This is a genomic window from Mycobacterium sp. (assembly GCF_025933915.1).
In the GTDB taxonomy this organism is placed as follows: Bacteria; Actinomycetota; Actinomycetes; order Mycobacteriales; family Mycobacteriaceae; genus Mycobacterium.
In genome coordinates, this window is the sequence record NZ_JAICZA010000027.1 from 1 (window position 1) to 24,065 (window position 24,065).

Consider the following 24,065-nt stretch of genomic DNA (forward strand, 5'->3'; position numbering starts at 1 on the left):
CCGTATCGCCAGGAATGCCAGGCGTTCAGGGTGGTGGCATGTCGATGTCACCGGCCGGTCTCGGCCAGGGCCCTCAGCCCAACCTCGCCCAATCTTTCACGTCCGGCTTGGCGACCGGCCAGGCGACAGGCCCTGGGGGGCAAGCGTTTTCGGCGGGGACTCTAAACGCGTTCGACGGCGGGGCGCCTCAAACTGCTCAAGCGGCACCGGCAGTAACGCCGACCGTGCCCAGCGCCGGAGCATTCATCGCGGCAACGCCCCCCGTCGACGCACCCCCGGCCACGGCACCCGCGCCGTCGACCACGGGCGGTGCCACTCCAGTGTCACCAGCGGTGATGACCGGGGGTTGGTCGTCGCCCGCAGCGACCGTCGGAGGTGGTCCGTCCGTTCCCTCGGGGTCGTTGCCCGCCTACGGTTCTGACCTACGCCCACCCGTTGTGGCGCCCCCGTCCATGCCGTCCGCCCCGGCCGGTCCGGTCTCGGGCGCGCCGGTAGCGCCTTCGCCGGCGTCGTCGCCGTCGGCGGGCGGACCGCTGGTGTCGCCAGTAGAGCGGAGCGCTTCAGCAGGCGCTGCAGGGCAAGCCGGCGCGGGTTCTTCGGCGATGGCCAGCGCTTCGGCAGCGTCCGCGGCAACTGGCGCGACCGCCGGCGCGGCTTCCGCAAGGGCGGCCGAACAGCAGCGGCTCCAGCGGCTCGTCGACGCGGTCGCTCGCCAGGAGCCGCGGCTGTCGTGGGCGGCCGGGCTGCGCGACGACGGCACCACCACGCTGCTGGTCACCGATCTCGCCGGCGGATGGATACCGCCCCACGTGCGGTTGCCCGCCCACGTAACCCTGCTCGAGCCGACGGCGCGGCGCCATGACGCCAACGTCGTGGACCTGCTTGGCGCCATCACGGTCGCGGCCGCCCACCACGCCAACACCTATGTCGCCGAGCCGGGTTCCGACGAACCCGTGCTCAGCGGCGATCGGCCGGCCCGGTCGGCCGCGCCCCGCGTCGATGAGATCGGCCCCACTTTGGTCGAAGCGGTGCGCCGCCGCGACGGCCTGCCGCGGATCGCGCAGGCCGTCGCTGCGCCCGCGGTGCGAAAGACGGGTGTTCTGGAAAGCGAAATCGAGATGTTGCGCGAATGCGTCGCCGACATTCAGCACGCGGTGTTGGCTGCTTATCCCAATCATGAGCCGGCGTCGGTTGGGGATTGGATGCTTTTGGCGGCGATCGAGGCATTGATCGACGGCCATGAGTACCTCACCAATTATCACCTGGCCTGGTTCGACGCGATCAGCCACCGAGGCGGTTCGTAGCGGGTTCTCAATCGTCGGGTGAATACCGTTCGTGGCGCTTTGTGCCAAAATGACGGTACGAGTAATCGGCAGCGCCTGGATAAGCCTCGAACGTTTGCGGGCTTTCCGACTGGGGTGGAGGTGAGATTGTGGGTACTCCCGGCGGACCCATCCGATTTGATTTGCCAACTACTTTTGGGCTAGGTAGCGGGCCACCAGCGAATATCCCCAGGCCGTTTCCTGTTCCGCCGGGCGGCGCCTCGCCCGGCGACGGTGGGCAAGGGATGGTCGGAGCGGCCGGCAACGCTGGCGTCCCCCAAGACGCCGCCGACGCGGCAGCGGCCGACGCGGACCGCCGCGCTCATGCCGCCGACGCCGCGGCGAAGTTCCCGGCCAATGAGGCAAACGGGCAGCAAGAGATGCAGATGATCCAGCAGATGCTGTCCAGCGTGACGGGCGCACTCGGTGGCGCGATGGGTGGCGTCATGGGGCCGATGACTCAGCTTCCTCAGCAGGCGATGCAGGCCGGCCAGAGCGCCCTCCAGCCGCTGATGAGCGCGGTTCAGGGCGCGCATGGCGCGGCGGGCCTCGCCGACAGTGCGCATCTGGTCGACAGTGTCGGTGCGGGCGGCTCCGGCCTGGGTGGCGGCTCCGGCGGCGGTGGTGGCCTCGGGGGTGGCGGCACGGTTCCGGCCAGCTCGCTGGGTCCGCCGCCCGTGCCGACATCGTCGCCGCCGACGACGCCGGCAGGCGCCAAAGCTCCGATGATGCCGCCCGCCGGCGGCATGCCCGCCATACCCGGACAGACCGGAATGACCGGGATGCCGATGATGCCCCCGGGGGCGATGGGCGCCGGTGGCGAAGGCGGCAACAAGGACAAGCCGGTCGAGAAGCGGGTGACGGCCCCGGGTGTGCCCAACGGCCAGCCCGTCAAGGGCCGCCTGACGATCCCGCCGAGCGCTCCGGGCACCAAACCCGGCGAGGCCAAGCCGACGGTGGTCACCAATAGGCCCAACCGCCGGATCGTGATCATGCCGTCCGAGGACGAACCCAAGGACTAGCACCATCCGACCGAAAGGTGAGTGGTCGGGTAGTTCGGCCGCCAGTAATGTCGTCATGTAATCGCGGCCGGCCGACCCCAAGGCATACTGGATTGCCCGTTATTGACAGCAGAACTGTCAATACGTGCATGCTATGAGGTACGTCTGCAGCGACCGCGGAATCCGCGGCCAGGAGGGTGTGGGAGTACTAACTCGAGTGTCCGGCAAGGATGCGGCGCCGTGGCGGCGCGCAGGTGGATTGGTGCGGGGAGGTCGATGACCGATCCCCGGAGAATGCAAGCGGTCGCGGTGTTGGCCCGCGCCCACCATCTGTTCGCCGGTGCGGTGAGAACGGACCGTATCGGTGACGCACCCGCCCAGGCGGACGCGCACGCTGAAGCGAGATCGCACAGCGCCTCTGGGCTGCCCCCCGCGGCGTCGGCACGGGCGAGCGCCGCCCTAAAGCGGCTAAGTCGAGCGGGCCACACCGACCGGGCGCTCGGGGCCGTCATCGCGGCGGCGCGGGCCGATCACGCGCGCGGCCGCACGGCGACGCGAGCGGTCCTCGAAGACGCCGAAACGGACGCGACCCCGGCCGCCGATACGCCGATGGGTCGGCGAGAGGCCATGGCGCGCATGGCGACAAGGTTGCGGACACAGCACCGCCACATCGCCCGATCCCGACGGCGGGCAAGGCTGCTCGCGCGGCGGCTGCGACGCTTAAACTACCGACACAGGCCGTCGACAGCGATGCACAGCAACCAGGCCAGCGGACGCCCGGCGGTCCTGGCGGCCATCCGTAAAGCCCTGGACATCAAGGGTATTCACGGCCCGGCGGCGCGGGCCCGCTGGGAGCGCGGCATGGATCTGGTGGCCCGGCGCGAGTCCAACTACAACGCAAACGCGATCAACAATTGGGATTCCAACGCGGTACGGGGCACCCCCAGCAAGGGCGCCTGGCAATTCATCGCGCCGACCTTCGCGGCCTATCACCAGCCGGGAACATCGCGCGACATTCACAACCTGGTGGCGCAGGCGTGCGCGTTCATCAACTATGCGATGGGCCGTTACGGGGTCGCCGCCGACGCGTCGAATCTCGCCGATCGGATTCAGCAGGCCGATCCTCACCGAGCGCCCAAGGGGTACTGAGCATGCCGCTGAGTTTGTCCAACCGCGACCAGAATTCTGGGCACCTGTTCTACAACCGGCGGCTGCGCGCGGCCACCACGCGCTTCACGGTGCGCATGAAACACGACGACCGCAAACAGACCGCCGCGCTGGTGCTGTCGGTCCTCCTGGTGGCCATCGCCTCGGGCTGGATGCTGCTTCTGAACGTGCTGAAACCTACTGGCATCGTGGGTGATTCGGCGATCATCGGCGACCGCGACTCCGGGGCGCTCTACGCCAAGATCGACGGCCGGCTGTATCCGGCGCTGAATTTGACGTCCGCGCGACTGGCGACGGGGACGGCGAATCAGCCGACGTGGGTGAAACCCGCTGAGATAGCGAAGTATCCGACCGGGCCGCTGGTCGGCATCCCGGGAGCGCCGGCGGCGATGCCGGTCCATCGGGGTGCGACCTCGGCCTGGGCGGTATGCGACACGGCGGGCCGCCCGCGCAGCCCGGAAAGGCCGCTGGTGACCTCGATCGCCGGGCAACTCGATGCCTACGACCGCGCCACCCCGCTGAGCGACGACGCCGGCCTGCTGGTCACGTTCGAGGGCAACACTTATGTGATCTGGGGCGGCAAACGCTCCCAGATCGACCCGGTGAACCGAGCGGTCACCTTGAGCTTGGGACTCGACCCGGGAGTGACGCCGCCGGTGGAGATTTCACGGGCCCTGTACGACGCACTGCCCGCGACCGAGCCGCTTGGCGTCCCCGAGGTACCCCTGGCCGGCACCCCGTCGACGTGGGTGTCGGGCTCGCAGGTTGGCGCGGTGCTGCAGGCCCAAACCGCCAGCGGCGGCAAGCAGTTCTACGTTCTGTTGCCCGAGGGCGTGCAAAAAGTCACCAGCTTCGTCGCGGACCTGTTGCGCAGCGCCAACTCCTACGGGTCGACGGCGCCGCGCGTGGTGACGCCCGACGTGTTGGTCAACATCCCCGAGGTGACCTCGCTGGCTGTGGACTACTACCCGACCAAGCGCCTCAATTTCATTGATACCGCGGCCGATCCGACGACCTGCGTCGGCTGGGAGAAGGGGTCGACGGATCCGCGGGCCCGCGTCGTGGTCTACAACGGGCGCGGGCTGCCGACGCCGTCCTACCTGGACAACCGGATCGTTCATCTGGTGCGTGACGACCGCGACCCGGCGTCGGTGGTCGCAAACCAGGTCCTGGTGTTGCCGGGTGCGGCGAACTTCGTGACGTCGACCAGCGGCGTGGTCACCTCGGACTCCCGCGAATCGTTGTTCTGGTTGTCCGACAACGGGGTTCGGTTCGGGATCGCCAACGACGAGACGACGCTGCGGGCGCTGGGGCTTGATCCGGGCTCGGCGGTGCAAGCGCCCTGGCCGCTGCTACGCACATTCGCTGCCGGGCCCGCACTGTCAAGGGAGGCGGCGCTGTTGGCGCGTGACACCGTGCCGGCGCTGGGCAAGGTGGCTGTGGTGACGACATCGGCGAAGCCGGGAGGCTAGAGAATGTCCAAGAAAGCGTTCCCCATCAACCGCGTCAAGATCGAGCCGCCGAAACCGGTTCGGGTAGCACCCAGCGCGCCGATCGCACTGCCGGAACGCGAGCCGCGCAATATCTGGGTGATGATCGGTGTGCCGGCGCTGATCGTCGCGCTCATCGGCACCATCGTCATGCTCTACGTCTCCGGTGTCCGCAGCCTGACCACGGGATTCTTCCCGCTGATGGGGATCGGCGCGTTCAGCATGCTGGCGTTCTCCGGCCGCTTCGGCCGTGCCCGCAAGATCACCTGGGGCGAAATGGAAAAGGGCCGTCGCCGCTACCTGCGCGACCTCGACGGCAATCGCGACGAGATCCAGACCGCGGTGTGCGCGCAACGCGAATGGCAGAACTCCGTGCACGCCGACCCCCGCGGCCTGGGGGCCATCATCGGAGGCCCACGCATGTGGGAACGGGGCCGCTCGGACGCGGACTTCCTGGAGGCGCGGCTCGGCACCGGCGTGCAGCACGCACCGGACTCGGTGCTCTCGGTGACCTGGCCCGACATCGCTTCCGATGAGGAGCTCGAACCCGTCACCGGGCAGGCCCTTCGCGATTTCATCTTGGAACAGCGCAAGATTCGCGACATCGCCAAGGTGGTGAACTTGCGGTCAGCGCCCGGATTCAGCTTCGTCGGCGAGGATCTGAACCGGCTGCGGTCACTGATGCGCTCGGTGTTGTGCTCGCTGGCGGTGTTTCACAACCCACGCGACGTCAAGCTGATGGTGGTGACGCGCAACCCCGAGGTGTGGTCGTGGATCGTGTGGCTGCCGCACAACCTGCACGACGAACTCTTCGACGCGTGCGGGTTTCGGCGCCTGATCTTCGCCACACCGGAGGAACTCGAAGAGACCCTCGGCGCCGAGCTGCACATGAAGGGCAAGCGCGGCGCCTGGACGCCGCCCGCCGCGGCCAGCCCCACCGCCATGGGTTCGACGCTGGAATCCACAACGAACACGGTTGATTTGGGACCTCACCTGGTGATCGTCGACGACAACACCGGCAGCCCCGATGCCTGGGAGAGCGTCGTCGGCCAGGTCGGTAAGGCGGGAATCACGCTGCTGCGCATCGCCTCACGGATCGGCACCGGCGTGGGCTTCGCCACCGACCAGGTGTTCGAGCTCAGCGAGCGACACAGCACACCTAGCGGTTCGAACAACGGCGAGATCGCTCTGCACCGAAACGGCTCGGACTCCGACGGCGAAGACGGCCGGCCGGCTCCGCTGCTGCGGGTGCGCAACAAGTTCTTCGCCCACGCCGACCAGCTCTCCGTGCACCGCGCCTACCGTTACGCGCGGGCAATGGCGCGCTGGTCGCCGACCAGCCGCAGCGAGATCGCCGATTCAGTCAGCGGCGCAACGGAATTACTGCGAGCCCTCGGGATAAACGACCCGCGCGACCTGGACGTCGACCGGTTATGGGCCGAGCGGCGCGGTCGCGGCGACGAGCGCTGGTGCGAGGTCCCGGTCGGGGCCAAACCCAACGGCGAGCTGCAGAACGTCACCATCCGCGCCAAGGACTTCGGCGGCTTCGGGTTCCACTCCGTGGTCATCGGCACTAGCGGCTCGGGCAAGTCGGAGTTCTTTTTGTCGTTGGTCTACGGCATCGCGCTGACGCATTCGCCGGAGACGTTCAACGTCATCTTCGTCGACATGAAGTTCGAGTCGGCGGCCCAGGACATCCTGGGCATCCCGCACGTGGTGGCCGCGCTGTCGAACCTCGGCAAGGACGAGCGGCACCTCGCCGAGCGGATGCGCAGGGTCATCGACGGTGAGATCAAACAACGCTACGAGCTCTTCACCTCGGTGGGGGCGCGGGACGCCAACGACTACGAGGAGATCCGGCTCGCCGGGCGCGACCTGCCGCCGGTGCCGGTCCTGCTCGTCATCGTCGACGAGTACCTGGAGCTGTTCGCCAACCACGAGAAGTGGATCAACCTCATCATCCACATCGGTCAGGAAGGCCGCGGCGCCAACGTCTTCTTCATGTTGGGCGGCCAGCGCCTGGACCTGTCCTCGCTGCAAAAGGTCAAGTCCAACATCGCCTTCCGCATCGCGCTGCGCGCCGAGTCCGGCGACGACAGCCGCGAGGTGATCGGCTCGGACGCCGCCTACCACCTGCCGTCGAAGGAGAACGGTTTCGGCCTGCTGAAGGTGGGGCCGCGCGAACTGGAGCCGTTCCGCTGCTTCTACCTCTCGGCCCCCTTCGTGGTGCCCAAGACCAAGGAAGTCGCCGCGACCGTCGATATGACCCTGACCAAACCCCGGCTGTACAACTGGCAATTCCAGCCATTGGACAGCGCCGACGCCACGGCATTGGAAGCCGCCGCCGCGGTCGACGCCGAACCCGACGAATTCCTGTACTACGAGGACGGTTTCAAGCGGAAGAAGGTCGTGGACGTGCTGCGGGAGTCGTTGCACAGCGTGCCGCACCGCTCCCCGCGCCGGCCCTGGCTGGAGCCGCTGGAGGATCCGGAGCCCATAGACGTCCTGGCCGCGGGATACCGGGGCAAGCCGTGGCATGTCGACTACGGCCGCAACGCGGGCCTGATGTTCCCGGTGGGTGTCATGGACATCCCCGAAGAGTCCAAGCAGATCGTGCACGCGGTCGACGCGCTGCGCAGCAACGTGATCGTGGTCGGCGCCAAGCAGCGAGGTAAGACGACCACATTGATGACGCTGATGTGTTCGGCGGCAACGATGTACAGCCCCGCCCGCGTCACGTTCTTTTGCATCGGCGGGGCGACCCTTGCCCAGGCTGCATCGCTACCGCACGTCACCGACATCGTGTCGCCGAAGGACGCCGAGGGCATCGAACGCATTTTGAGCAGCATGGACGCCTTGATCGATGCCCGCGAAGACTCGTTCCGGCGGCTCAAGATCGATCTCGACGGCTTCCGCGAGCGCCGGTTCGGGCCCGGCAGCGACGGGCTGGGGGGCACCGACGCCAATGACCCGTTCGGCGATGTCTTCGTGGTGGTGGACGACTACGACGACCTGTATTCGAAAGACACCGTGCTCGGTGACCGCATCATCTCGTTGAGCAGCCGCGGTCCCGAGTACGGGGTGCATGTGATGTGCAGCGCCGGCGGCTGGATTCATGGGCAACGGCAGAGCCTGCTGCAAAACGCCACGGCGCGAATCCAATTGCGGTTGGCCGATCCGAGCGAGAGCCAGATGGGGCACTCGTCGCTCGAGTCGCGGGACGCGGCACGCCGGACGCTGAACCGGCCGGGCTTCGGGTTGACGGACAGCTTGCACGAGCTACGCGTCGGCATGCCGGCCCTGACCGACCCGGCCACCGGCGCGATGGTCAGCATCGTCGACGTCGGGGCCCGCATCGCGGACGTGGCCGGCGTGACCAAGCACGCAACCCTGCAGCGGCTGCCGCAGCGGGTGGAACTCAAGGCGATCCTGGAGTACGAGGCCGCTCACCCGACCGATGACGACCTGTCGATCTCGTTTGCCATCGGCGAACGCCACGAATTGGGACCGGTCCCCATCAAGCTGCGCGAAAGCCCGGGTGTGATGATCCTGGGCCGGCAAGGTTGCGGAAAAACCTTGTCGCTGGTGGCAATCGGTGAGGCGATCATGAACCGCTTCAGTCCCGAGGAAGCGCAGCTGACGCTGATCGACCCGAAGACCGCCCCACACGGCCTGCGCGATCTGCACGGTCCCGGTTACGTGCGCGCCTACGCCTACGACCAGGACGAAATCGACGAGGTGATCACGGCACTGGCCCAGCAGGTGCTGCTGCCCCGGCTGCCTCCCAAGGGCCTGAGCCAGGAGGAGCTGCGCGCCCTCAAGCCGTGGGAAGGCGCGCGGCACTTCGTGCTCATCGACGACATCGGAGACCTGCGCCCCGATCAGAGTTATCCGCCCAAGCCGCCGGTGGGCGCCGCGTTGTGGAAGCTGATGGAACGTGCCCGCCAGATCGGCCTTCACGTCTTCACCACTCGTAACAGCGCGAACTGGGCGACGCTGCAAATGGATCCGTGGATCAGGTTCCAGAACTCGGCGAAAGTGGCTCAGCTGTATATGGACAACGACCCGCAGAATCGGATCAACCGAAATGTTCGCGCGCAGGCACTGCCGCCGGGGCGTGGGCTGTTGGTGAGCGCGGACGGCGACGTCGAGGGCGTGCTGGTCGGACTGCCATCGTCGGTCATAACCCCGCAGTAACCAACTGTGGCGCAGGCGTTTTCACCGCATCGGCCGCGGCGCGGCGGGGGAGCGGACTCGGCCACCAGAACCACCGGCCCAGCAGCGCCACGATGGACGGCACGACGAACGCCCGAACCACCAGGGTGTCCAGCATCAGCCCGACCGCGATGGTCGTACCGATCTGGGCGATGCTGAGCACGCTACTACTCAGCAGCGCCAGCATGGTCAGGCCGAAGACGACGCCGGCGACGGTGACCACCCCGCCGGTGCCGCCGAAGGCGCGAACGATGCCGGTCTTGAGGCCCGCTGCCGCTTCCTGTTTGATCCGCAACGCCAGCAACAGGTTATAGTCCGCCCCGACGGCGATCAGCGCGATGAACGCGATCGGGGCCACGGCCCAGTGCAGGTCCTGATGAAGCAGGTGCTGCCAAATCAGCACGCTGGCACCAAGGGCCGAGGCGTAGGACAAAACGACCGTGCCGACGACGACGAGCCCCGCGACCGGGCTGCGCAACATCGTGGTGACGATCAAGAAGATCAGCACCAGCGCGGCGCCCACCAGCAGCGTGGTGTCACTGGCGACGAAGCGCTGCAGATCGGCGGTCACCGGTCCGACGCCGGCCAGGTCGACCTCCACCGGTGTCAGGGTGCCCTCCTTGGTGGCCTCCTTGATGGCGGCGCGGACCTGGCCTGCGCGTTTGGCGCCATCGGCGCCCCACTCCGACCCGTCGCCGTAGACCAGCAGGTAGGCGGCGCGGCCGTTCTCGGAGATCAGGTGGCCGAGCGCGGCGGTGTACCGAGGATCGGTCAGCGCCCGCTGCGGCATATAGAAATCCGCCGCGGCGCTGCCCTGGAATTGCGTGGCGATCTCGTTCAGGTAATCGGTCAACTGTCGCATCTGTGGGCCGAGCGAGTCGGCCAGACCCAGTAGGTCGCGGGTGGCCGAACGCGCTTGTCCCAACGCGTCTTTCATCGCGGCGACACTTTGCGGCAAGCCGGCCATCGCGGTGGCGGCCGTGCTGGAGCCGCTGGTCAGTTTCGCGACACCCACATCGAGGCGCGTCGAGGTCTGCACCAGGTTGTCGACCGGTTGTAGCACTCGGTCCACCGTCGAGCAGATCGGATTGACGGCGCAGTCGGGGGTTCGCCCGACGAAATCCCGCAGCGGGTCGAGGTAGCCCGACATCGTCGTGACGTTGCGCTGCAATCCGTCCATGCCGGCGCGCATGTCTTCGGCGGCGCCCGACACGTCGGCCAAACCCGCGCTGCCGCCACGCAATCCGTCGCCGAGGCGGTCCACCGCGCGCTGGGTCTGCGCCAACGCACCGTCCAGCTCGGACACACGGTTCAGACGCTGGGTCAGCGAGTCCATGGTGTCCCCGAACTGGCGGCCGAGCACGCCGGCCTGATAGCTCAGCGTCGCCTGTTCGGGCACCTTGCTGTCGGGCCGGCTGGCGGACTGCACCGCGCGCACACCCGGGACGGCCATGATGTGGCGGGTGATCCGCTCGATGGCGATCAGGCCGGCCGGGTTGCGCAGGTCGTGGTCGGCCTGGATCGCGATGACGTCGGGTAACAACGAGTTCGCGGCGAAATGCCGGTCGGCGCTGGCGTAGCCGCGGTTGGAGTCGGTGGACGACGGGGTGGCGGCGGGCTCGTTGAAACCGACCCGCATGCCGGACAGCGGCAGCGCGATCAGCAGGGTCACCCCCAACGCGGCCACCAGAATCGGCCCGGGCCAACGGGCCACGGCGGTTCCCAGGCGACGCCAGCGCCGCGCCGTTGTCGACGGCCGCGGTTCGAGATATCCGCGTCGCACCGCCAGGCCCATCAGCGCGGGCGTCAGGGTCAGCGCGGCCATCATCGTCGCCACAATGCCGATGGCGCAGGGTAATCCCGCGCTACGGAACGAGCCCACGTGGGCGAACACCAGGCATGCCAGCGCCACCGACACGGTCAGCGCCGATCCGATCACCACGGGCGCGATGGAGCGGTAGGCCTGCGACAACGCCTGGCCCGGCGCGACGCCTCGGCGGCGGCCTTCGTGATAGCGGCCGACCAGGAAGATCGCGTAGTCCGTGCCGGCGCCCAGTGTCATGGCCGCCATGAGCGCCACCGAGAACAGGGACACCTCAACCACATTGGCCTGCCCCAGCGCCGCGACGACGGCCCGAGCCAGGGCCAGCGCAAGCCCGACCGAGATCAGCGGAATCGCGGCCGCCACCGGCGAGCGGTACACCATGAGCAACAACAGCAGGATGAGACCGATGGTGGCGGCGGTGATTCCGAGCATCTGTCGATCGATCGCGGAGAATTCGTCGACGATCGTGGCGCCGGGGCCTGTGACATGGACTTCCAGGCCGGCCGGCGGTGACAGCTGCTGGGCGGTGGCGCGCACGGCGTTGACCGAATCGCGAGCCTGCGCGGTACCGAGCATCCCGGCGAGCCGCACCATCACGCTGACGGCCCGGCCGTCCGAGCTCTGCGCGCCGGCGGCCGTCGCGGGCTGTGACCAGAGGTCGGTCACCGCATAGACGTGACGCCGATCGGAACCCAGCGTTGTCGTCAACGCGTCATAGAACTGGCGGTCAGGCGGTGTCAGCCGCTGATTGCGTTCCAGCACAACGTAAACGAAGTTGTTGCTGGGGGTCTGGTTGAACAGTTGCGCTGCCCGGGCGGCGGCCACCGCGCTGGGCGCGGTGGGAGGCATGAAGGATCGGGCGTGGGAGTCGACAACTCGTTCCAGTTGGGGGACCGCCAGATTGGCGACCCCCGCCACCAGGACCCACAGGCCGACGACCAGGATCGCGTACCGGCCGGTCAGTCGCGCAAGCATCCCCGATCGGTCATGCAACGGTCTGCCGATTTCCGGCGGGCCCGCCGAAGAGGCCCACGGCCACATGTTCGCCGCGAGACAACGACCGCATCCGCGCCGACCGGCGTGACCCGATCTTCACCAGGGCGTGCAGGCCGGGCTCGGTGGCCTCGAGATCGGCCCGCGCCCGTTCGGCCGACGCGCCCTCGTGCGCCGCCTGGTCCAGCTTGGCCACCAGCATGGTGATCCAGCGCTGGCCGAGTGAAAGCATCAGGCCTTCCTCGTCGCCGAACAGCTCGGGCACCTCGGATGAGTTGTCGATCAACGCAAGTGCCGCCTGCGGGTCCGTCTCGGCGGCCTTGATCACTTCGGCCATGAAGGCCATACGGTCGTGCAGCAGTGTCCATGTCATGCCTCGACGTTAGGAAAGCGGCCGCCTGCTGCGCGTCGTGCCGAAGTGCAGTCTTTGTCTCCTACCAGGGGCGGAGACGGGCCCCGACCCCAGCATGATGTGAGGAGGCGCCGAGCTCTTCTAGGATTGGACGATGTTGCGCGCCACCGCGGATCACCTGCGGGAGCAGCTTCGCCGACGCAGCGAGCTGATCCCCGTCGGCATCACCTGGACGTCGTTGATCGCCGTGGACGCCACCGAACTGGTCGGCGGCGTGATCGCGACGCTGCAGCGACCCACCGCCGACATGCCCGTCGCGCTGGCCGCGATCGCGGTATCCATCTCACCGACGCTGTTCTTCTTCTTCCTCAATATGAAGCTCAAGCCGCTGGTCATGTGGGCGACCTGGTCGACGGCATCCGCCATGATGCTCTTCGCGACATCGACACCCGTGCACGCCGATTTCGCCCCGGCGTTCCTGGTGCTGATGGTTCTATCGGTCGCGACGTTGAGCTCCGTCCTGGCGGGATTCCTGGTGACTGTCTGGGCGGCCGCGATGCTGCTCACCGCGTCCGCGCTGCACCGCCTCGACGCGGTGGCGCTGTATCTGGGATTCATCGCGGCGGGCTGGCTGCTCGGTTACATCATGCGCACCCAACGGCTGCTGATGGCCGAGCAGATCGAGGCGCAGAAGCTGTTGGCCGAGCACGCCGCCGCCGACGAACGCCGGCGGATCGCGCGCGAAGTGCACGACGTCATCGCGCATTCGCTCAGCATCACTTTGTTGCACGTGACCGGTGCGCGCCGCGCGCTGCAGCAGGACCGCGATGTCGACGACGCGGTCGAGGCCCTGGAACAGGCCGAGAAGCTCGGCCGGCAGGCGATGGCCGACATCCGCCGTACCGTCGGGCTGCTCGACAATTGGCCGACCAAAACGGCACCGACCACGCCCGAACCCGGCATCGACGACGTCCCGGTGCTCGTCGAGGGCTTTCAGCACGCCGGCCTGGCCGTCACGCTGTGCGTCGAAGGACCCACCGATCACGTATCGGCCGCGGTCGGCCTTGCGCTCTACCGCATCACCCAGGAGTCGCTGGCCAACATCGCCAAGCATGCACCCGAATCGAAATCCAGCGTGGTGCTTGATATTTCACCTGTGTCGGTACGGCTTTCCGTCAACAATCTGCTTCCGGCCGCGGTCGCGGTCGCGCAATCGCCGGAGGGGCGCGGCTTGCGCGGCATGCGCCAGCGCGTTGACCTACTCGGCGGCGCCATCGACGTCGGCCCGACCCGCGACGGATGGTCGGTGTGCGCCGAGATACCGCTGCAGGAAGGCGACACCGCCTGGCGGCCATGGTGGTGTAAGCAATGACCGACCCAGCGCCCGAGATCGCCGTGCTGCTCGTCGACGACCAGGATCTGGTGCGTTCGGGCCTGCGCCGGATCCTGCGCCGCAAGGACGGTTTCGTCATCGTCGCGGAGTGCGCCGACGGCGACGAGGTGGCCGCCGCGGTGGCCGAGCACCGACCCGACGTCGTCGTGATGGATCTGCGGATGCGCCGTGTCGACGGCATCGAGGCGACCCGCAGACTGGGCGGCCGGCCGCCGGTGCTGGCGCTGACCACCTTCAACGAGGACGAGTTGTTGTCCGGGGCGCTGCGCGCCGGCGCGTCCGGCTTCGTGCTCAAAGATTCTTCCGCCGAGGAGTTGATCCGTGCGGTGCGCGCGGTGGCCAGGGGCGACAGCTACCTGGATCCCGCGGTGACCTCCCGCGTGCTCACCACGTACCGCAAGGCGGCCCCCGGCCCGCGCGGCACCGCGATCGGCGAGCTGACCACCCGCGAGCTCGACGTCCTGACCTTGATCGGCCAGGGCCTGTCCAACACCGAGATCGCCGGCGAACTCTGCATTTCCGGTGTCACCGTCAAAAGCCACATCGGGCGGATCTTCGGCAAGCTCGATCTGCGCGACCGCTCCGCCGCGATCGTCTACGCGTACGACAACGGTATCGTCGCCCCGCGCTGACGATTTACAGCGTCGCCGATTGCTCGGCCAGGTTCAGCAGCACGTAGGCCATGCACATCAGGAAGTTCAGCACCACCATGACCAGGCCCGCGAACATCAGTGAGCGGGTCCCGCGTTGCTTGAGCCGCCTGTATCGCGCTGCGCGGGACTCGCGGTCGAGCCGGATCGCGATCAGGGCGAAGTTCACATTGATCACTTCATGAGCGGCCAGCGGCGCGCCCGCCAGCATTTCCCGCAACCGCTCGGGCGCCGTTCGAACACCCACCCGTTCGAAACTGTGGCACAGCCGTCGCGCCCGCCTTCGGCGGAGCGTGTGATTCGACAGCCGCAGCTGCCGCGAAAGTTGCCCGCGATCGTCCCCCCAGGGGTAAGACGGGGTCATCACAAGCGGATTCTAAATCGCCCGGGGCCACTTTGGCCGCGTGTACACGAATTATGTGGAGACTGTTCGGCAGGGTCACTGGCCGGTGGGCAGGTCCAGGTAGCGCTCCAGGTTGCGGTGCATGTTGATCACACGGCGCTCCTCGCTGGACAGGACCAGATGCGTGAAGCCGGGCTGGTGCATCCCGCGCTGCAGCCCGGGGAGCACCGTGATGTCTTGGGTGAGCACGATCCCTGGCTCGGCCGCCTCGGCGGCCATGCGGACGTCGGTCGGCTTGGTGCGCGGCGCGCCCGGCGGCATCCGCGTCATCAAGAACATCACCAGCTCGCCTTGGTCAGGGGAGTGGCCGGGATCCGTGCCGGGGCGCGAACACATGACGGTCAGGTGGTCGGCGTTGGCTAGCAAGGTCATGTTGGGGAACACGTTGTACTGGTGCAATCGGGTCATGCGGTCGGTGTCAGCCCAGTTGAGATCGACGCCGCGGCCCGCGGCGAAGGCCCGGGTTCGCTCGGCGATCAGGTCGGCAACCGTTTGTCCGGGCCGGCGTTCGTCGGCGGGGAAGGGCGTGCCCTCGGCGGCGCCCATCAACGCTCCCTGCGTAACGACGTAGGCGTCCCACACCTGTTCGTCGCTCAGCGCACCGTCGAAGCGCGGGCTCTGCACGCCGTAGGGCTGATCCGACTTACCGGTATGACCCCAAATCTGTTGCGGCGCATGGATATCGTCGACGCAACGCAGTAGTTCGGGATGCAGGGTCTGGATGTGATAGGTCTCGCTGTAACCGTCGGCGATCGTTTTCCAGTTGGCGTCCACGTCGACGGTGAGTGTGGCGTAGCAGCGGAAGTCCTCGAGCTGGCACCAGGCGATGTCGTCGGGCACCGCCTCCAGATATTCCATCAGGGGCATCGCGTCCAGGTCGAGATTGACGAAGACGAGTCCCGCCCAGCTCTCGACCCGCGCCGGTATCAGCGGGAAGTCGGACATGCGCAGCGCGCCGAAGCCCTTGCGGTTGGGCACCCGTTTGAGCGCGCCGGCCAAGTCCCAGGTCCAACCGTGATAGCCGCACTTGAGTTCTCGCAGGCCCGAACCCGAGCCGGTGCACAACGAATTGCCGCGGTGCCGGCAGACGTTCTGGAACGCGCGAATCTCCCCGTCGTCGTCGCGGACGATGAGCACCCCGTACGGTCCGCAGCGGTACTCGAAATAGTCGCCCGGCGCCGCGATGTGGTCGACCATGCAGGCCAGCTGCCACACCCGCGGCCACATCCGCTCCACCTCGAGCGCCGCGAAGGCGGGGGAGTAGTAGCGCTCGGCGGGCACCAGCGTCGGGTGCGCCGGCGCGGTGCCGATCGCATCCTCCTGGATGTGCGAGCCGGTGCGCGCCGTTGCCATCGGGCGAGCTCTCAGCGGGCCCCGCGGACCAGCCGCCCGGGGCGGGCCCCGGTGTCGACGTCGTTGCGGCGGGTGACGGCTCCGCTGACGATGGTCGCCGCATAACCGCTGGCGCCCTGCAGGATCCGGTTTCCGCCGGCCGGCAGGTCGAACGCCATCGCCGCCGGGTGCAGGGTCAGCGCGTCCATGTCGATGACGTTGATGTCGGCCTTCTTGCCCGGTTCGATGGTGCCGCGGTCGGTGAGGCCGAACAGGTGGGCGGTGTCGCGGGACTGCTTGCGAATCACGTACTCGAGCGACAGCTTCTCGCCCCGGCGCCGGTCCCGTGCCCAGTGGGTGAGCAGAAAGGTCGGATAGGAGGCGTCGCAGATCATCCCGCAGTGGGCGCCGCCGTCGGACAGGCCGAGCACCCCGGCGGGGTGCAGCATCATCTCGCGGATCGCGTCGTGGTTGCCGTCGGCGTAGTTGAACAACGGCAGCATCAGCATCGAGGTCGCGTCCGCCTCGAGCATGAGGTCATACAGCGTCGACAACGGGTCCTCGCCGCGTGCCTCGGCGATGGCGGCGACGGTGCGTTCCGGTGTCGGCTCGTAGTCGGGCGGGTTGCCGAGCGCGTACAGCCGCCCCAGCGAGTGCTGCACCAGGGCGAACATGCCGTCGAACAAGAGGGTGGGGTCCGCCGGCAGGTCATCCTCGGACAGGATCGCCGCCTTCACCGCGGGATCGGCCAACCGCTGCGCGAGCTCCTCGCGACTGCACTCGGCCTTGAGGCGACGGAAGGTCGGCCGGTGGCTGAAGCCGTGATGGCCCTGGAACCCGATCATCATGCCGAACGGGCGCGCCGCGATCTGCGGGTAGAGCCGGGCGCCGGCGGCGTGCGCATCCGCGGACAGGTCCAGCATCTCGCGCCACAGCTTCGGGTCGGCGTCCACCTGGATGAGGGCGAACGACACCGGGCGGTCGATCTCGCCGCTCAGCCGCCGCATCCAGTCCAGTTCCTTTTTGGGGCCGATGATGTCTTCGCCGGCGGCCCCCTGCGGGGCCAGCTCGAACACCGCCTGCCCGCCGGCGGCCATGGCGCGACCGAGGCCGAACAGCTCATCTTCGGCAGCAAACGTGCCGGGAACCGGTTCGCCGTCCATTGCGCGGTGCCCCATCGTGCGCGACGTCGAGAAGCCGAGCGCGCCGGCTTCGATCGCCTCGCGCACCAGGCGGCCCATCGCCTCGATGTCGTCGGGGGTGGCGGGCTCGTTGCGGGCACCCCGCTCGCCCATCGCATAGGCGCGGACGGCGCCGTGGGCTACCTGGCTGCCCACGTCGACGGCGAACTTGTGCTTGCCGATCGCGTCGAGGTACTCGGGGTAGGTTTCCCAGCCCCAGGTGATGCCCTCGGTGAGCGCGGTGCCGGGGATGTCCTCGACGCCCTCCATCAGCTCGATCAGCCACTGCTCGGTGCCCGGCCGCACGGGCGCGAAGCCGACGCCGCAGTTGCCGGTCACGATCGTCGTGACGCCATGCCCGCTGGACGGCTCCAGCAATCCGTCCCAGGTCACCTGGCCGTCGTAGTGGGTGTGGATGTCGACGAAGCCGGGGGCCACCACATGCCCTGTGGCGTCGATGGTTTCGGCGGCTTCCCCACCCAAGACGGGTCCGTCTGGACCCCGGCGGACGACGTCGACGATCTTGCCGTCCTTGATGCCGACATCGGCGCGGAAGCGCTCGGCACCCGTGCCGTCGACGACGGTTCCGCCGGTGATCTTCAAGTCGAACATGAGACTCCTCTTCGCCGCGGCGGGCTGCCTTGGAGGGCTGAGCGGAAATCGCGCAGCATTTCGCTACGGTAAGTAGCGTAACTCGTGGGGCGGCGAAGGCAATAGCTTCAGCCGAATTCGCGAGTCCTACAGAGAACTCTTCAGGGCGGCGACGGTTTCCAGATCGTCGAGCGCGGCGACGCCCCGCCGCAGGCCTTCCATGGCGATGTCTTCAACCTGCATGCCGCCCATTCCGGTGGTGATCAGCGGGGCGACATAGGCGTACAGCGCGCCCTGGCGAAACCGCAGCCACAGGTCGTCGCGGTCCAGCTGCGGGCCGCCGGCGGCCACCAGCGCCCGTCGGTAGTCGTCGAGGAGGTCGCGTTGGGTGGCCCGCCGGTCCTCCGGGGTCAGGCTGGTGATCAGGGTGTAGGCGAGCTCGCGGGTGGGGTGTCCCCGCCGCACGGCCTGCCAGTCCAGCAGCCCGGCCTTGCCGCCGTGGAAGTACATGTTGCCCGGGTGGGCGTCGCCGTGCATGACGGTGTGGGGGGGAGCATCGATGAGCGCGGCGACGGCGCGATAGTTGTCGGCGATGAAGCTGCCCTTCTCCACGCGAATCGTGGTGCGTTCGGCGAGGCGCTTGATCGAGGTGTGCATCAGCGAGCCGGTCAACAACGACGTCACGTCGCTCGACGGTGTGTACAGCCAGCCCAACGGCCCGCGCCCGTCGCGGGGCAGCCGTCCCCAGAACGTGGCGTGCAGTTCGGCCAGCAATTCGATGATGAGGCTGGCCTGGTCGGTCGACAGCGGGTGCAAGGTGTCCGGGAAGTCGCACGACTCGGCCGGGAGATCCTCCAGAACCAGCAGGTAGCGGCCCGTCCACGGATCGAACGCCGCGCCGTAGCAGTAGGGGACGCCGTTGACCTGCGGCGCGAGCTGGCGATAGAAGCGCACCTCGGTGTGTCCGAGCCGGCCGAGCTCACCCATCAGCCGGGTGGCGGCCGTCTTCGCCGCGACCTTGGCGAACACCGACTCGGGGACGCTCTTGCCGGTCAACACCAGCCGGCCCCGCGAGGACGTGCCCGCGTCCCTGCTCAGCACGCGGACCGACCGGACGGTGGTCCCCATGACGCGGGAAAGGACCGCGGGGTCGATGTCTTCGACCGTGCGCGGCAAGCCGAACCGGCTGCCCACCACCGCATCGGTGGCCACCCGACCCGCGCCGCGCCCCAGGTGAGCGGCCAGGCCAAGGAAGGAAAAAGCGCTTCCCACAGGAGTTTTCATGCCCATCCATCCCGGTTTCCAAGCCGACCGCGACGCTGCGTTCTCAACACCAACGCCGTCGGAGAAAACCCATCGAACACCTGGACATCAGACAATATACGATTATTGTCTGATCTGTGGAACCAGGGCCCTCACCACGAGCTGTTCGACGAATTCGCGTTTGTCGGAGGCGGGACGGTATCGCCACGTGGGCGCCAGCAGAAACAGGGTCGCGCTGTGCAACCACTGGACGATCGACCGGAAATCGACGTCGGGGTAGATCAACCCCGCCGCTTTCCAGCGTTCCAGCAACGGCCCGTAATGGCGCAGCAGCAGCTCGACGATCGGTTCGGAACCCTTCTCGAGCGCCGCGGCCACCGCGGTGCTCTCGGCCGCGAACAGCGCTTCGTTCAGCGCGTTGCCGTCCACCGATTCCACCCGCGCCAGCACCATCTCGGGCACCGATCGAACGGGGTCATCGGGGGCGGGCAGCGAGCGCACCAGCTCGCCGAGCGCGCTGTCCACGCGCGTCAGCATCAGGCCCAGCAGGACGTCGTCACGGCCGGGAAAGTAGCGGTACACCGTCGAGCGTGACACCCCAGCCTCGTCGGCGACTTCGCCCATCCGGAACTGGGTGTTGCCGCGCCGGACAATACAGCGGCCCGCCGCATCCAGGATCCGGCTGCGGGCCTCCTCGTCGTCGAGGATCGCGCGGTCGTCGCCCCACCGCCGGCTCGGTTCCATGGCGGCAATGCTACGGGATGCGTTGCGCTGCTTCGGTATCGGATACCAGTGGGGGCCGACCGGGGCTCCGATGACGAAACATCTTGCAGCGCAAGGACAAGCCCAGCCAGAAAGGCCGATTGATGGCGTATTCCGCCGCGGACGAATCGTTCACCCACCAGCTTCCGACTACCTTCGACCAGGTGCACGATCCCGATCCGACGTGGTCGGATCGGTGCTACTTCTTCGCCGCATCACCGGACGGCACCATCCTGCTGGCCAGCGGCTACGGCAACAACCCGAACACCGGTAGCGGACTGGGCTACGTCAAGGTCAGCCTCGCCGACGGCCGGCATTGGGACCTCCTGTCCGGGCGGCCTGTCACCGGCGACGACCGCGGCGACCTGAGCGCCGGGCCGATGCGCTGGACCTGCATCGAGCCGCTGAAGAAGTGGCGATTGGACGTCGAGCCCAACAACTCGGGGATCGAGTGGGAGCTCTACTACGAACCCACCGCCCCGATGTGGGAGCTGTTGCCCATGAAGGTGCGAGGGAAGAACGGCCAGATGTTGGCCGACATGTACCACATGAAAGAACCCGGGCGATGGAGCGGCTGGGTGCAGATCGACGGCCAACGCGTCGGCGTCGACGGCTTTCACGGCGGCCGCGACCGCACTTTCGGCGTGCGGGTCTCGGACAAGATCGACTTCTGGTTGTGGCTCGACGCCGGGTTCGGCGACCATGCAATCGAAGCGTGGGTCATCGAATCCTCCGATGGCACAGTCAATTACGTTGACGGCGGCATCACCTACGCCGACGGGACGCTTTCGAAGCGATTCGTCAAGATCGAACACGAGGTCGAATTCGACGGCGCCCGCAAGCGGCCCACCCGCGCGGTCCTGGTGTTCACCGACGAAGACGGCAAGTCCCACCGCGTGGTCGCCGAGGCGCCCCATCTGGAGGTCAACGCCTACTACGGGCTGCCGATGGCGCACTGCCTATACGAAGACCTGGGCGGCGGCGCGTACTTCATCCATTTCGCTTGGGACAGCGGCGATCCCGATCAGCTCTCCGAAACCGAGGGCAAATCGATGGCGCTCGACCAGTTGATGCGGTTCGAGCGTGACGGCGACACCGGTTGGGGCATCTTCGAATTGCTGCTCGGCGGGCAGGGCTACCGCCGCTACCCCAACTGGACGGCGATGGACATGTCCGCGTTCACCCAGGACAAGACCCCGGTCGATCGCTTGCCGGCAGACAGCGAAGGGATTCAGCAGTGACGCTGGACGCCGATTTGGAACAGCGGCTGAGCGACTGGGTGCGCACCCAGGTCCCCGATGCCGACGGCGTCCGTCTCGAGGGCATCGATCGGGTGAGCTTTGGGCACTCGGCCGAGATGATGACGCTGAGCGTCGTCACCCGCCGCGCCGGCCGGCAAGACGTGGTGTTGCGGCTACGCCCCAAGCCGCCCGCGCTGCTGGAGCCCTATGACCTCGCGCGCCAGTTCGACATCCTGCGCGCGTTGGCGGATACGCCGGTCCGGGTACCGCGGGCACTGTGGCTCGAACCGACCGGCGAGGTGCTCGGTCGGCCGTTCTTCGTGATGGAACGCGTCGCCGGCGACGTGTACGAAATGGAGCCGCCGGCCGGTGCCGACGATGACACGGTGGTGCGGATGTGTCAGAGCCTGGTCGAGCAACTCGCCGCCATCCATACCGTCGACCTCACCGGGACGGGACTGGACGCCCTCGACGACGGCGCCAACCACCTGGACCGCGAACTGGGCCACTGGGCGGCGGAGATGAACCGGGTCAAGCGCGACCGCCTGCCCGCCCTGGAGCGCCTGCATCGGGCGCTGCTCGCCGGTAAGCCCGAGCCATATCCGAGGATCACGCTGGTGCACGGCGACGCAAAACCGGGCAACTTCGCTTTCACCGCCGGCGAGGTCAGCGCGGTCTTCGATTGGGAGATGACGACCGTCGGCGACCCGCTCACCGACATCGGCTGGCTTGAGATGCTGTGGATGCAGCCGGTGGGGATCAACAGCCACCCCGCGGCGCTGTCCATCGATGCGCTGCTGGCGCACTACGAGTCGACCAGCGGGATCAAAGTCGCGAACCGATCCTGGTACCGGGCCTTCAACGCCTACAAGATGGCCGTCATCTGCCTCATCGGCGCCATGCTCGTCGAGGACGGGCACAGCGACGATCAAAAGCTCGTGCTCGCCGCCTACGGCACCGGGCTGTTGACCAAAGCCGGGCTCACCGACCTCGGAATCGACGAACCCCTCGACGACGGGCCGGTGCTGCCGCGCGACGAGCGCATCCAGCAGGTACTGGCCGGATAGGCGGGGCGGCTCAGCGTTATCGGGGCTTATTCACCAGCGATACCGCTCAACGCGCCGTCCAGGCTGCTGTAGAGCGCGAGCACGCTGTCGATTCCCATCAGTTTGATGGGTCTGCTCGTGGCCGAGCCGTTGGCGACCACCGCGAACTGCGTCGGCGGTTCGACATCGGCCTGCGCGGTCACCAGCACGGTCATCCCGGCCGAGGCCAAGAAACCGACCTTGGACAGATCGACGATCAGCGCCGCGGGTTTGGTGGCCAGCGCGGTCTGGATGGCGTCGGCCAGCAGTGGCGCGCTAAGCATGTCCACTTCACCCGAGACGGTGAGCACGACCGCCTGATCTACCTGGTGTTTGCCCACTTCAAAAGAGGTCGGATCGACGACATCGCCGGATTGTTCGCCCATGGTCTATCACTCACATTCGGTCCCATGCGGGACACCGCTAGCCCTCGTACAGCCACTGCCATATCCGGGGGCTGCTGATTCAACCCCTCGGGAACACGCTTGCCACGGAGGAGATGCGCCCCGTCGGTCTGCGCTGCTAAATGCAGATGCAGTTACAAGTGTTTAGTCAATGGTAGGACACGCGGCAATCGGGGCCCAAAATGCTGAGTGATTTTCGACCAAGCGACGTGGTCCTGGCCGGCGCGGGGGCGACCATAGGTCTCACGCAGGGCGGTATCGCGGCAGTCAGACCAAGCCTGGGGTCGAGCCCGGACTGACGGCCTGCCTGCCCCTGCTGGCGCTGGCCGAATATGATCGGCACGATTCAAGCTTGAGCGCGCACGGTCTCTCCGGCCGGGCGTGCCCATCACGAGGGAGTGAAGAGTTCAATGTCGAACCAGCAGCAAGCGGACCGGATGACATCGGGCAAGGGGTTCATCGCGGCGCTCGACCAGAGCGGCGGCTCGACGCCGAAGGCGCTGCGCCTGTACGGCATCGAGGACAGCGCGTATTCCTCCGACAAGGAGATGTTCGACCTCATCCACGAGATGCGTTCGCGGATCATCACCGCCCCGTCGTTCACCGGTGACCGGGTGCTGGCGGCGATCCTGTTCGAACAGACCATGGACCGTGAGATCGAGGGCAAGCCGACGACCACCTACCTGTGGGAGACCAAGGGTGTGGTGCCGATCCTCAAGATCGACAAGGGCCTGGCGGACGCGTCCGACGACGTCCAGCTGATGAAGCCGATGCCGGGGCTCGACGACCTGCTGGAGCGGGCCGTGGGCAAGGGTGTGTTCGGCACCAAGGAACGGTCGGTGATCGGCGGCGCCAACGCCGACGGCATCGCCGCCGTGGTCGCGCAGCAATTCGAGGTCGCCCGTCAGGTGCTCTCGCACGGGCTGGTGCCCATCATCGAACCCGAGGTCACCATCTCGATCTCGGACAAGGCCGAGGCCGAAGCCGTCCTGCGCGACGAGATCACCAAGCAACTCGACACCGTGCCCGACGGCCAGCGCGTGATGCTCAAGCTGAGCCTGCCCACCGAGGCCAACTACTACCGGCCGCTGATCGAACACCCGAAGGTGATGCGGGTGGTCGCGCTCTCCGGTGGCTACTCCCGCGAGGAGGCCAACGAGCTGCTGGCCGAGAACGCCGGCTTGATCGCCAGCTTCAGCCGGGCGCTCACCGAGGGGCTCACTGTCAATCAGTCCGACGAGCAGTTCAACACCACGCTGGACAAGGCGATCCAATCGATCTACGACGCCTCGGTCGCCGGCTGATCTATCCCGATGGCGGCGACCCGCGTTCGCCCGGCTTGGACTATCCGGCGACCCGCTGCGCCCGGCTACGCCGCGCTTGCGATCGCCGCGG

The 24,065-nt window shown here is 67.6% G+C and carries 18 protein-coding genes; 10 read left to right on the forward strand and 8 right to left on the reverse strand.

Going from position 1 to position 24,065, the window contains the following annotated elements:
* Window positions 1-602 precede the first annotated feature (602 nt).
* The 5 genes from Q0W90_RS06575 to eccCa all read left to right on the forward strand — a co-directional run bounded on the left by Q0W90_RS06575 (window position 603) and on the right by eccCa (window position 9,177).
* Complete coding sequence (locus Q0W90_RS06575) at window positions 603-1,304, forward strand: DUF5631 domain-containing protein (RefSeq protein WP_297773724.1); 702 nt, start codon at window positions 603-605, stop codon at window positions 1,302-1,304.
* A gap of 263 nt (window positions 1,305-1,567) precedes the next feature.
* Entirely contained in the window at window positions 1,568-2,344 is a 777-nt protein-coding gene (locus tag Q0W90_RS06580) for a hypothetical protein (protein ID WP_363319561.1), read from the forward strand.
* Between the two features lie 273 nt (window positions 2,345-2,617).
* Window positions 2,618-3,472: a transglycosylase gene (locus tag Q0W90_RS06585; RefSeq protein WP_297773771.1), complete on the forward strand. Its 855-nt coding sequence runs from the start codon at window positions 2,618-2,620 to the stop codon at window positions 3,470-3,472.
* A gap of 2 nt (window positions 3,473-3,474) precedes the next feature.
* Window positions 3,475-4,962 (forward strand): type VII secretion protein EccB, encoded by a 1,488-nt coding sequence (eccB, locus tag Q0W90_RS06590; protein WP_297597098.1) that lies wholly within the window; start codon window positions 3,475-3,477, stop codon window positions 4,960-4,962.
* A gap of 3 nt (window positions 4,963-4,965) precedes the next feature.
* A complete protein-coding gene (gene eccCa / locus Q0W90_RS06595; protein ID WP_297773729.1) occupies window positions 4,966-9,177 on the forward strand; it encodes a type VII secretion protein EccCa in 4,212 nt (1,403 codons plus the stop codon).
* Here eccCa and Q0W90_RS06600 read toward each other — a convergent pair.
* Complete coding sequence (locus tag Q0W90_RS06600) at window positions 9,161-12,013, reverse strand: RND family transporter (protein ID WP_297773732.1); 2,853 nt, start codon at window positions 12,011-12,013, stop codon at window positions 9,161-9,163. The two genes, eccCa and Q0W90_RS06600, sit on opposite strands and share 17 nt — an antisense overlap.
* Entirely contained in the window at window positions 12,006-12,386 is a 381-nt protein-coding gene (locus Q0W90_RS06605; RefSeq protein ID WP_297773734.1) for a hypothetical protein, read from the reverse strand. The genes Q0W90_RS06600 and Q0W90_RS06605 overlap by 8 nt, the downstream gene beginning before the upstream one ends.
* A gap of 133 nt (window positions 12,387-12,519) precedes the next feature.
* Between Q0W90_RS06605 and Q0W90_RS06610 the strand changes: the two genes are divergently transcribed.
* Together Q0W90_RS06610 and Q0W90_RS06615 are read left to right on the forward strand one after the other, a co-directional pair.
* Complete coding sequence (locus tag Q0W90_RS06610; protein WP_297773736.1) at window positions 12,520-13,737, forward strand: histidine kinase; 1,218 nt, start codon at window positions 12,520-12,522, stop codon at window positions 13,735-13,737.
* Window positions 13,734-14,390 carry a response regulator transcription factor gene (locus tag Q0W90_RS06615; RefSeq protein ID WP_297597108.1) on the forward strand — a complete coding sequence of 219 codons (657 nt, stop codon included), beginning with the start codon at window positions 13,734-13,736 and terminating at the stop codon, window positions 14,388-14,390. Before Q0W90_RS06610 ends, Q0W90_RS06615 begins: the two co-directional genes overlap by 4 nt.
* Window positions 14,391-14,394: 4 nt before the next feature.
* Here the strand turns inward: Q0W90_RS06615 and Q0W90_RS06620 are convergent, their stop codons facing one another.
* From Q0W90_RS06620 to Q0W90_RS06640, 5 genes are all read right to left on the reverse strand, one after another.
* Entirely contained in the window at window positions 14,395-14,655 is a 261-nt protein-coding gene (locus Q0W90_RS06620; RefSeq protein ID WP_297597110.1) for a hypothetical protein, read from the reverse strand.
* Window positions 14,656-14,847: 192 nt separating this feature from the next.
* Window positions 14,848-16,164, reverse strand: a complete 1,317-nt coding sequence (locus Q0W90_RS06625) for an aromatic ring-hydroxylating dioxygenase subunit alpha (protein WP_297699139.1) — start codon at window positions 16,162-16,164, stop codon at window positions 14,848-14,850.
* A gap of 11 nt (window positions 16,165-16,175) precedes the next feature.
* Window positions 16,176-17,936, reverse strand: a complete 1,761-nt coding sequence (locus tag Q0W90_RS06630) for an amidohydrolase family protein (protein ID WP_297597114.1) — start codon at window positions 17,934-17,936, stop codon at window positions 16,176-16,178.
* Window positions 17,937-18,062: 126 nt separating this feature from the next.
* Window positions 18,063-19,199, reverse strand: a complete 1,137-nt coding sequence (locus tag Q0W90_RS06635) for a phosphotransferase (protein WP_297773739.1) — start codon at window positions 19,197-19,199, stop codon at window positions 18,063-18,065.
* A gap of 102 nt (window positions 19,200-19,301) precedes the next feature.
* Window positions 19,302-19,922: a TetR/AcrR family transcriptional regulator gene (locus Q0W90_RS06640; protein WP_297699143.1), complete on the reverse strand. Its 621-nt coding sequence runs from the start codon at window positions 19,920-19,922 to the stop codon at window positions 19,302-19,304.
* A 122-nt stretch (window positions 19,923-20,044) separates the two neighbouring features.
* Here Q0W90_RS06640 and Q0W90_RS06645 point away from each other — a divergent pair, with 122 nt between their 5' ends.
* Together Q0W90_RS06645 and Q0W90_RS06650 are read left to right on the forward strand one after the other, a co-directional pair.
* Complete coding sequence (locus tag Q0W90_RS06645) at window positions 20,045-21,181, forward strand: hypothetical protein (RefSeq protein WP_297597123.1); 1,137 nt, start codon at window positions 20,045-20,047, stop codon at window positions 21,179-21,181.
* Window positions 21,178-22,248, forward strand: coding sequence for a phosphotransferase family protein (locus tag Q0W90_RS06650; RefSeq protein ID WP_297773741.1), 1,071 nt, complete (start codon window positions 21,178-21,180; stop codon window positions 22,246-22,248). Before Q0W90_RS06645 ends, Q0W90_RS06650 begins: the two co-directional genes overlap by 4 nt.
* Before the next feature lie 26 nt (window positions 22,249-22,274).
* Here the strand turns inward: Q0W90_RS06650 and Q0W90_RS06655 are convergent, their stop codons facing one another.
* The gene (locus Q0W90_RS06655) at window positions 22,275-22,652 is read right to left on the reverse strand and encodes an STAS domain-containing protein (protein WP_297597131.1); all 378 of its coding nucleotides are present in this window, start codon (window positions 22,650-22,652) and stop codon (window positions 22,275-22,277) included.
* 428 nt (window positions 22,653-23,080) lie between these two features.
* Between Q0W90_RS06655 and Q0W90_RS06660 the strand changes: the two genes are divergently transcribed.
* On the forward strand, window positions 23,081-23,974 hold the full coding sequence (locus Q0W90_RS06660) for a fructose bisphosphate aldolase (protein ID WP_297597134.1): 894 nt from the start codon (window positions 23,081-23,083) through the stop codon (window positions 23,972-23,974).
* Window positions 23,975-24,065: the final 91 nt, after the last annotated feature.

Excerpts from the sequence above, each read along its gene's own strand:
- Q0W90_RS06635 (WP_297773739.1), bottom strand. The coding sequence starts at position 19,199 with ATGAAAACTCCTGTGGGAAGCGCTTTTTCCTTCCTTGGCCTGGCCGCT.
- Q0W90_RS06660 (WP_297597134.1), top strand. The coding sequence starts at position 23,081 with ATGTCGAACCAGCAGCAAGCGGACCGGATGACATCGGGCAAGGGGTTC.
- Q0W90_RS06585 (WP_297773771.1), top strand. The coding sequence starts at position 2,618 with ATGCAAGCGGTCGCGGTGTTGGCCCGCGCCCACCATCTGTTCGCCGGT.
- Q0W90_RS06625 (WP_297699139.1), bottom strand. The coding sequence starts at position 16,164 with ATGGCAACGGCGCGCACCGGCTCGCACATCCAGGAGGATGCGATCGGC.
- Q0W90_RS06575 (WP_297773724.1), top strand. The coding sequence starts at position 603 with ATGGCCAGCGCTTCGGCAGCGTCCGCGGCAACTGGCGCGACCGCCGGC.
- eccB (WP_297597098.1), top strand. The coding sequence starts at position 3,475 with ATGCCGCTGAGTTTGTCCAACCGCGACCAGAATTCTGGGCACCTGTTC.
- Q0W90_RS06615 (WP_297597108.1), top strand. The coding sequence starts at position 13,734 with ATGACCGACCCAGCGCCCGAGATCGCCGTGCTGCTCGTCGACGACCAG.
- Q0W90_RS06605 (WP_297773734.1), bottom strand. The coding sequence starts at position 12,386 with ATGACATGGACACTGCTGCACGACCGTATGGCCTTCATGGCCGAAGTG.
- Q0W90_RS06630 (WP_297597114.1), bottom strand. The coding sequence starts at position 17,936 with ATGTTCGACTTGAAGATCACCGGCGGAACCGTCGTCGACGGCACGGGT.
- eccCa (WP_297773729.1), top strand. The coding sequence starts at position 4,966 with ATGTCCAAGAAAGCGTTCCCCATCAACCGCGTCAAGATCGAGCCGCCG.
- Q0W90_RS06655 (WP_297597131.1), bottom strand. The coding sequence starts at position 22,652 with ATGGGCGAACAATCCGGCGATGTCGTCGATCCGACCTCTTTTGAAGTG.
- Q0W90_RS06640 (WP_297699143.1), bottom strand. The coding sequence starts at position 19,922 with ATGGAACCGAGCCGGCGGTGGGGCGACGACCGCGCGATCCTCGACGAC.
- Q0W90_RS06610 (WP_297773736.1), top strand. The coding sequence starts at position 12,520 with ATGTTGCGCGCCACCGCGGATCACCTGCGGGAGCAGCTTCGCCGACGC.
- Q0W90_RS06645 (WP_297597123.1), top strand. The coding sequence starts at position 20,045 with ATGGCGTATTCCGCCGCGGACGAATCGTTCACCCACCAGCTTCCGACT.
- Q0W90_RS06580 (WP_363319561.1), top strand. The coding sequence starts at position 1,568 with ATGGTCGGAGCGGCCGGCAACGCTGGCGTCCCCCAAGACGCCGCCGAC.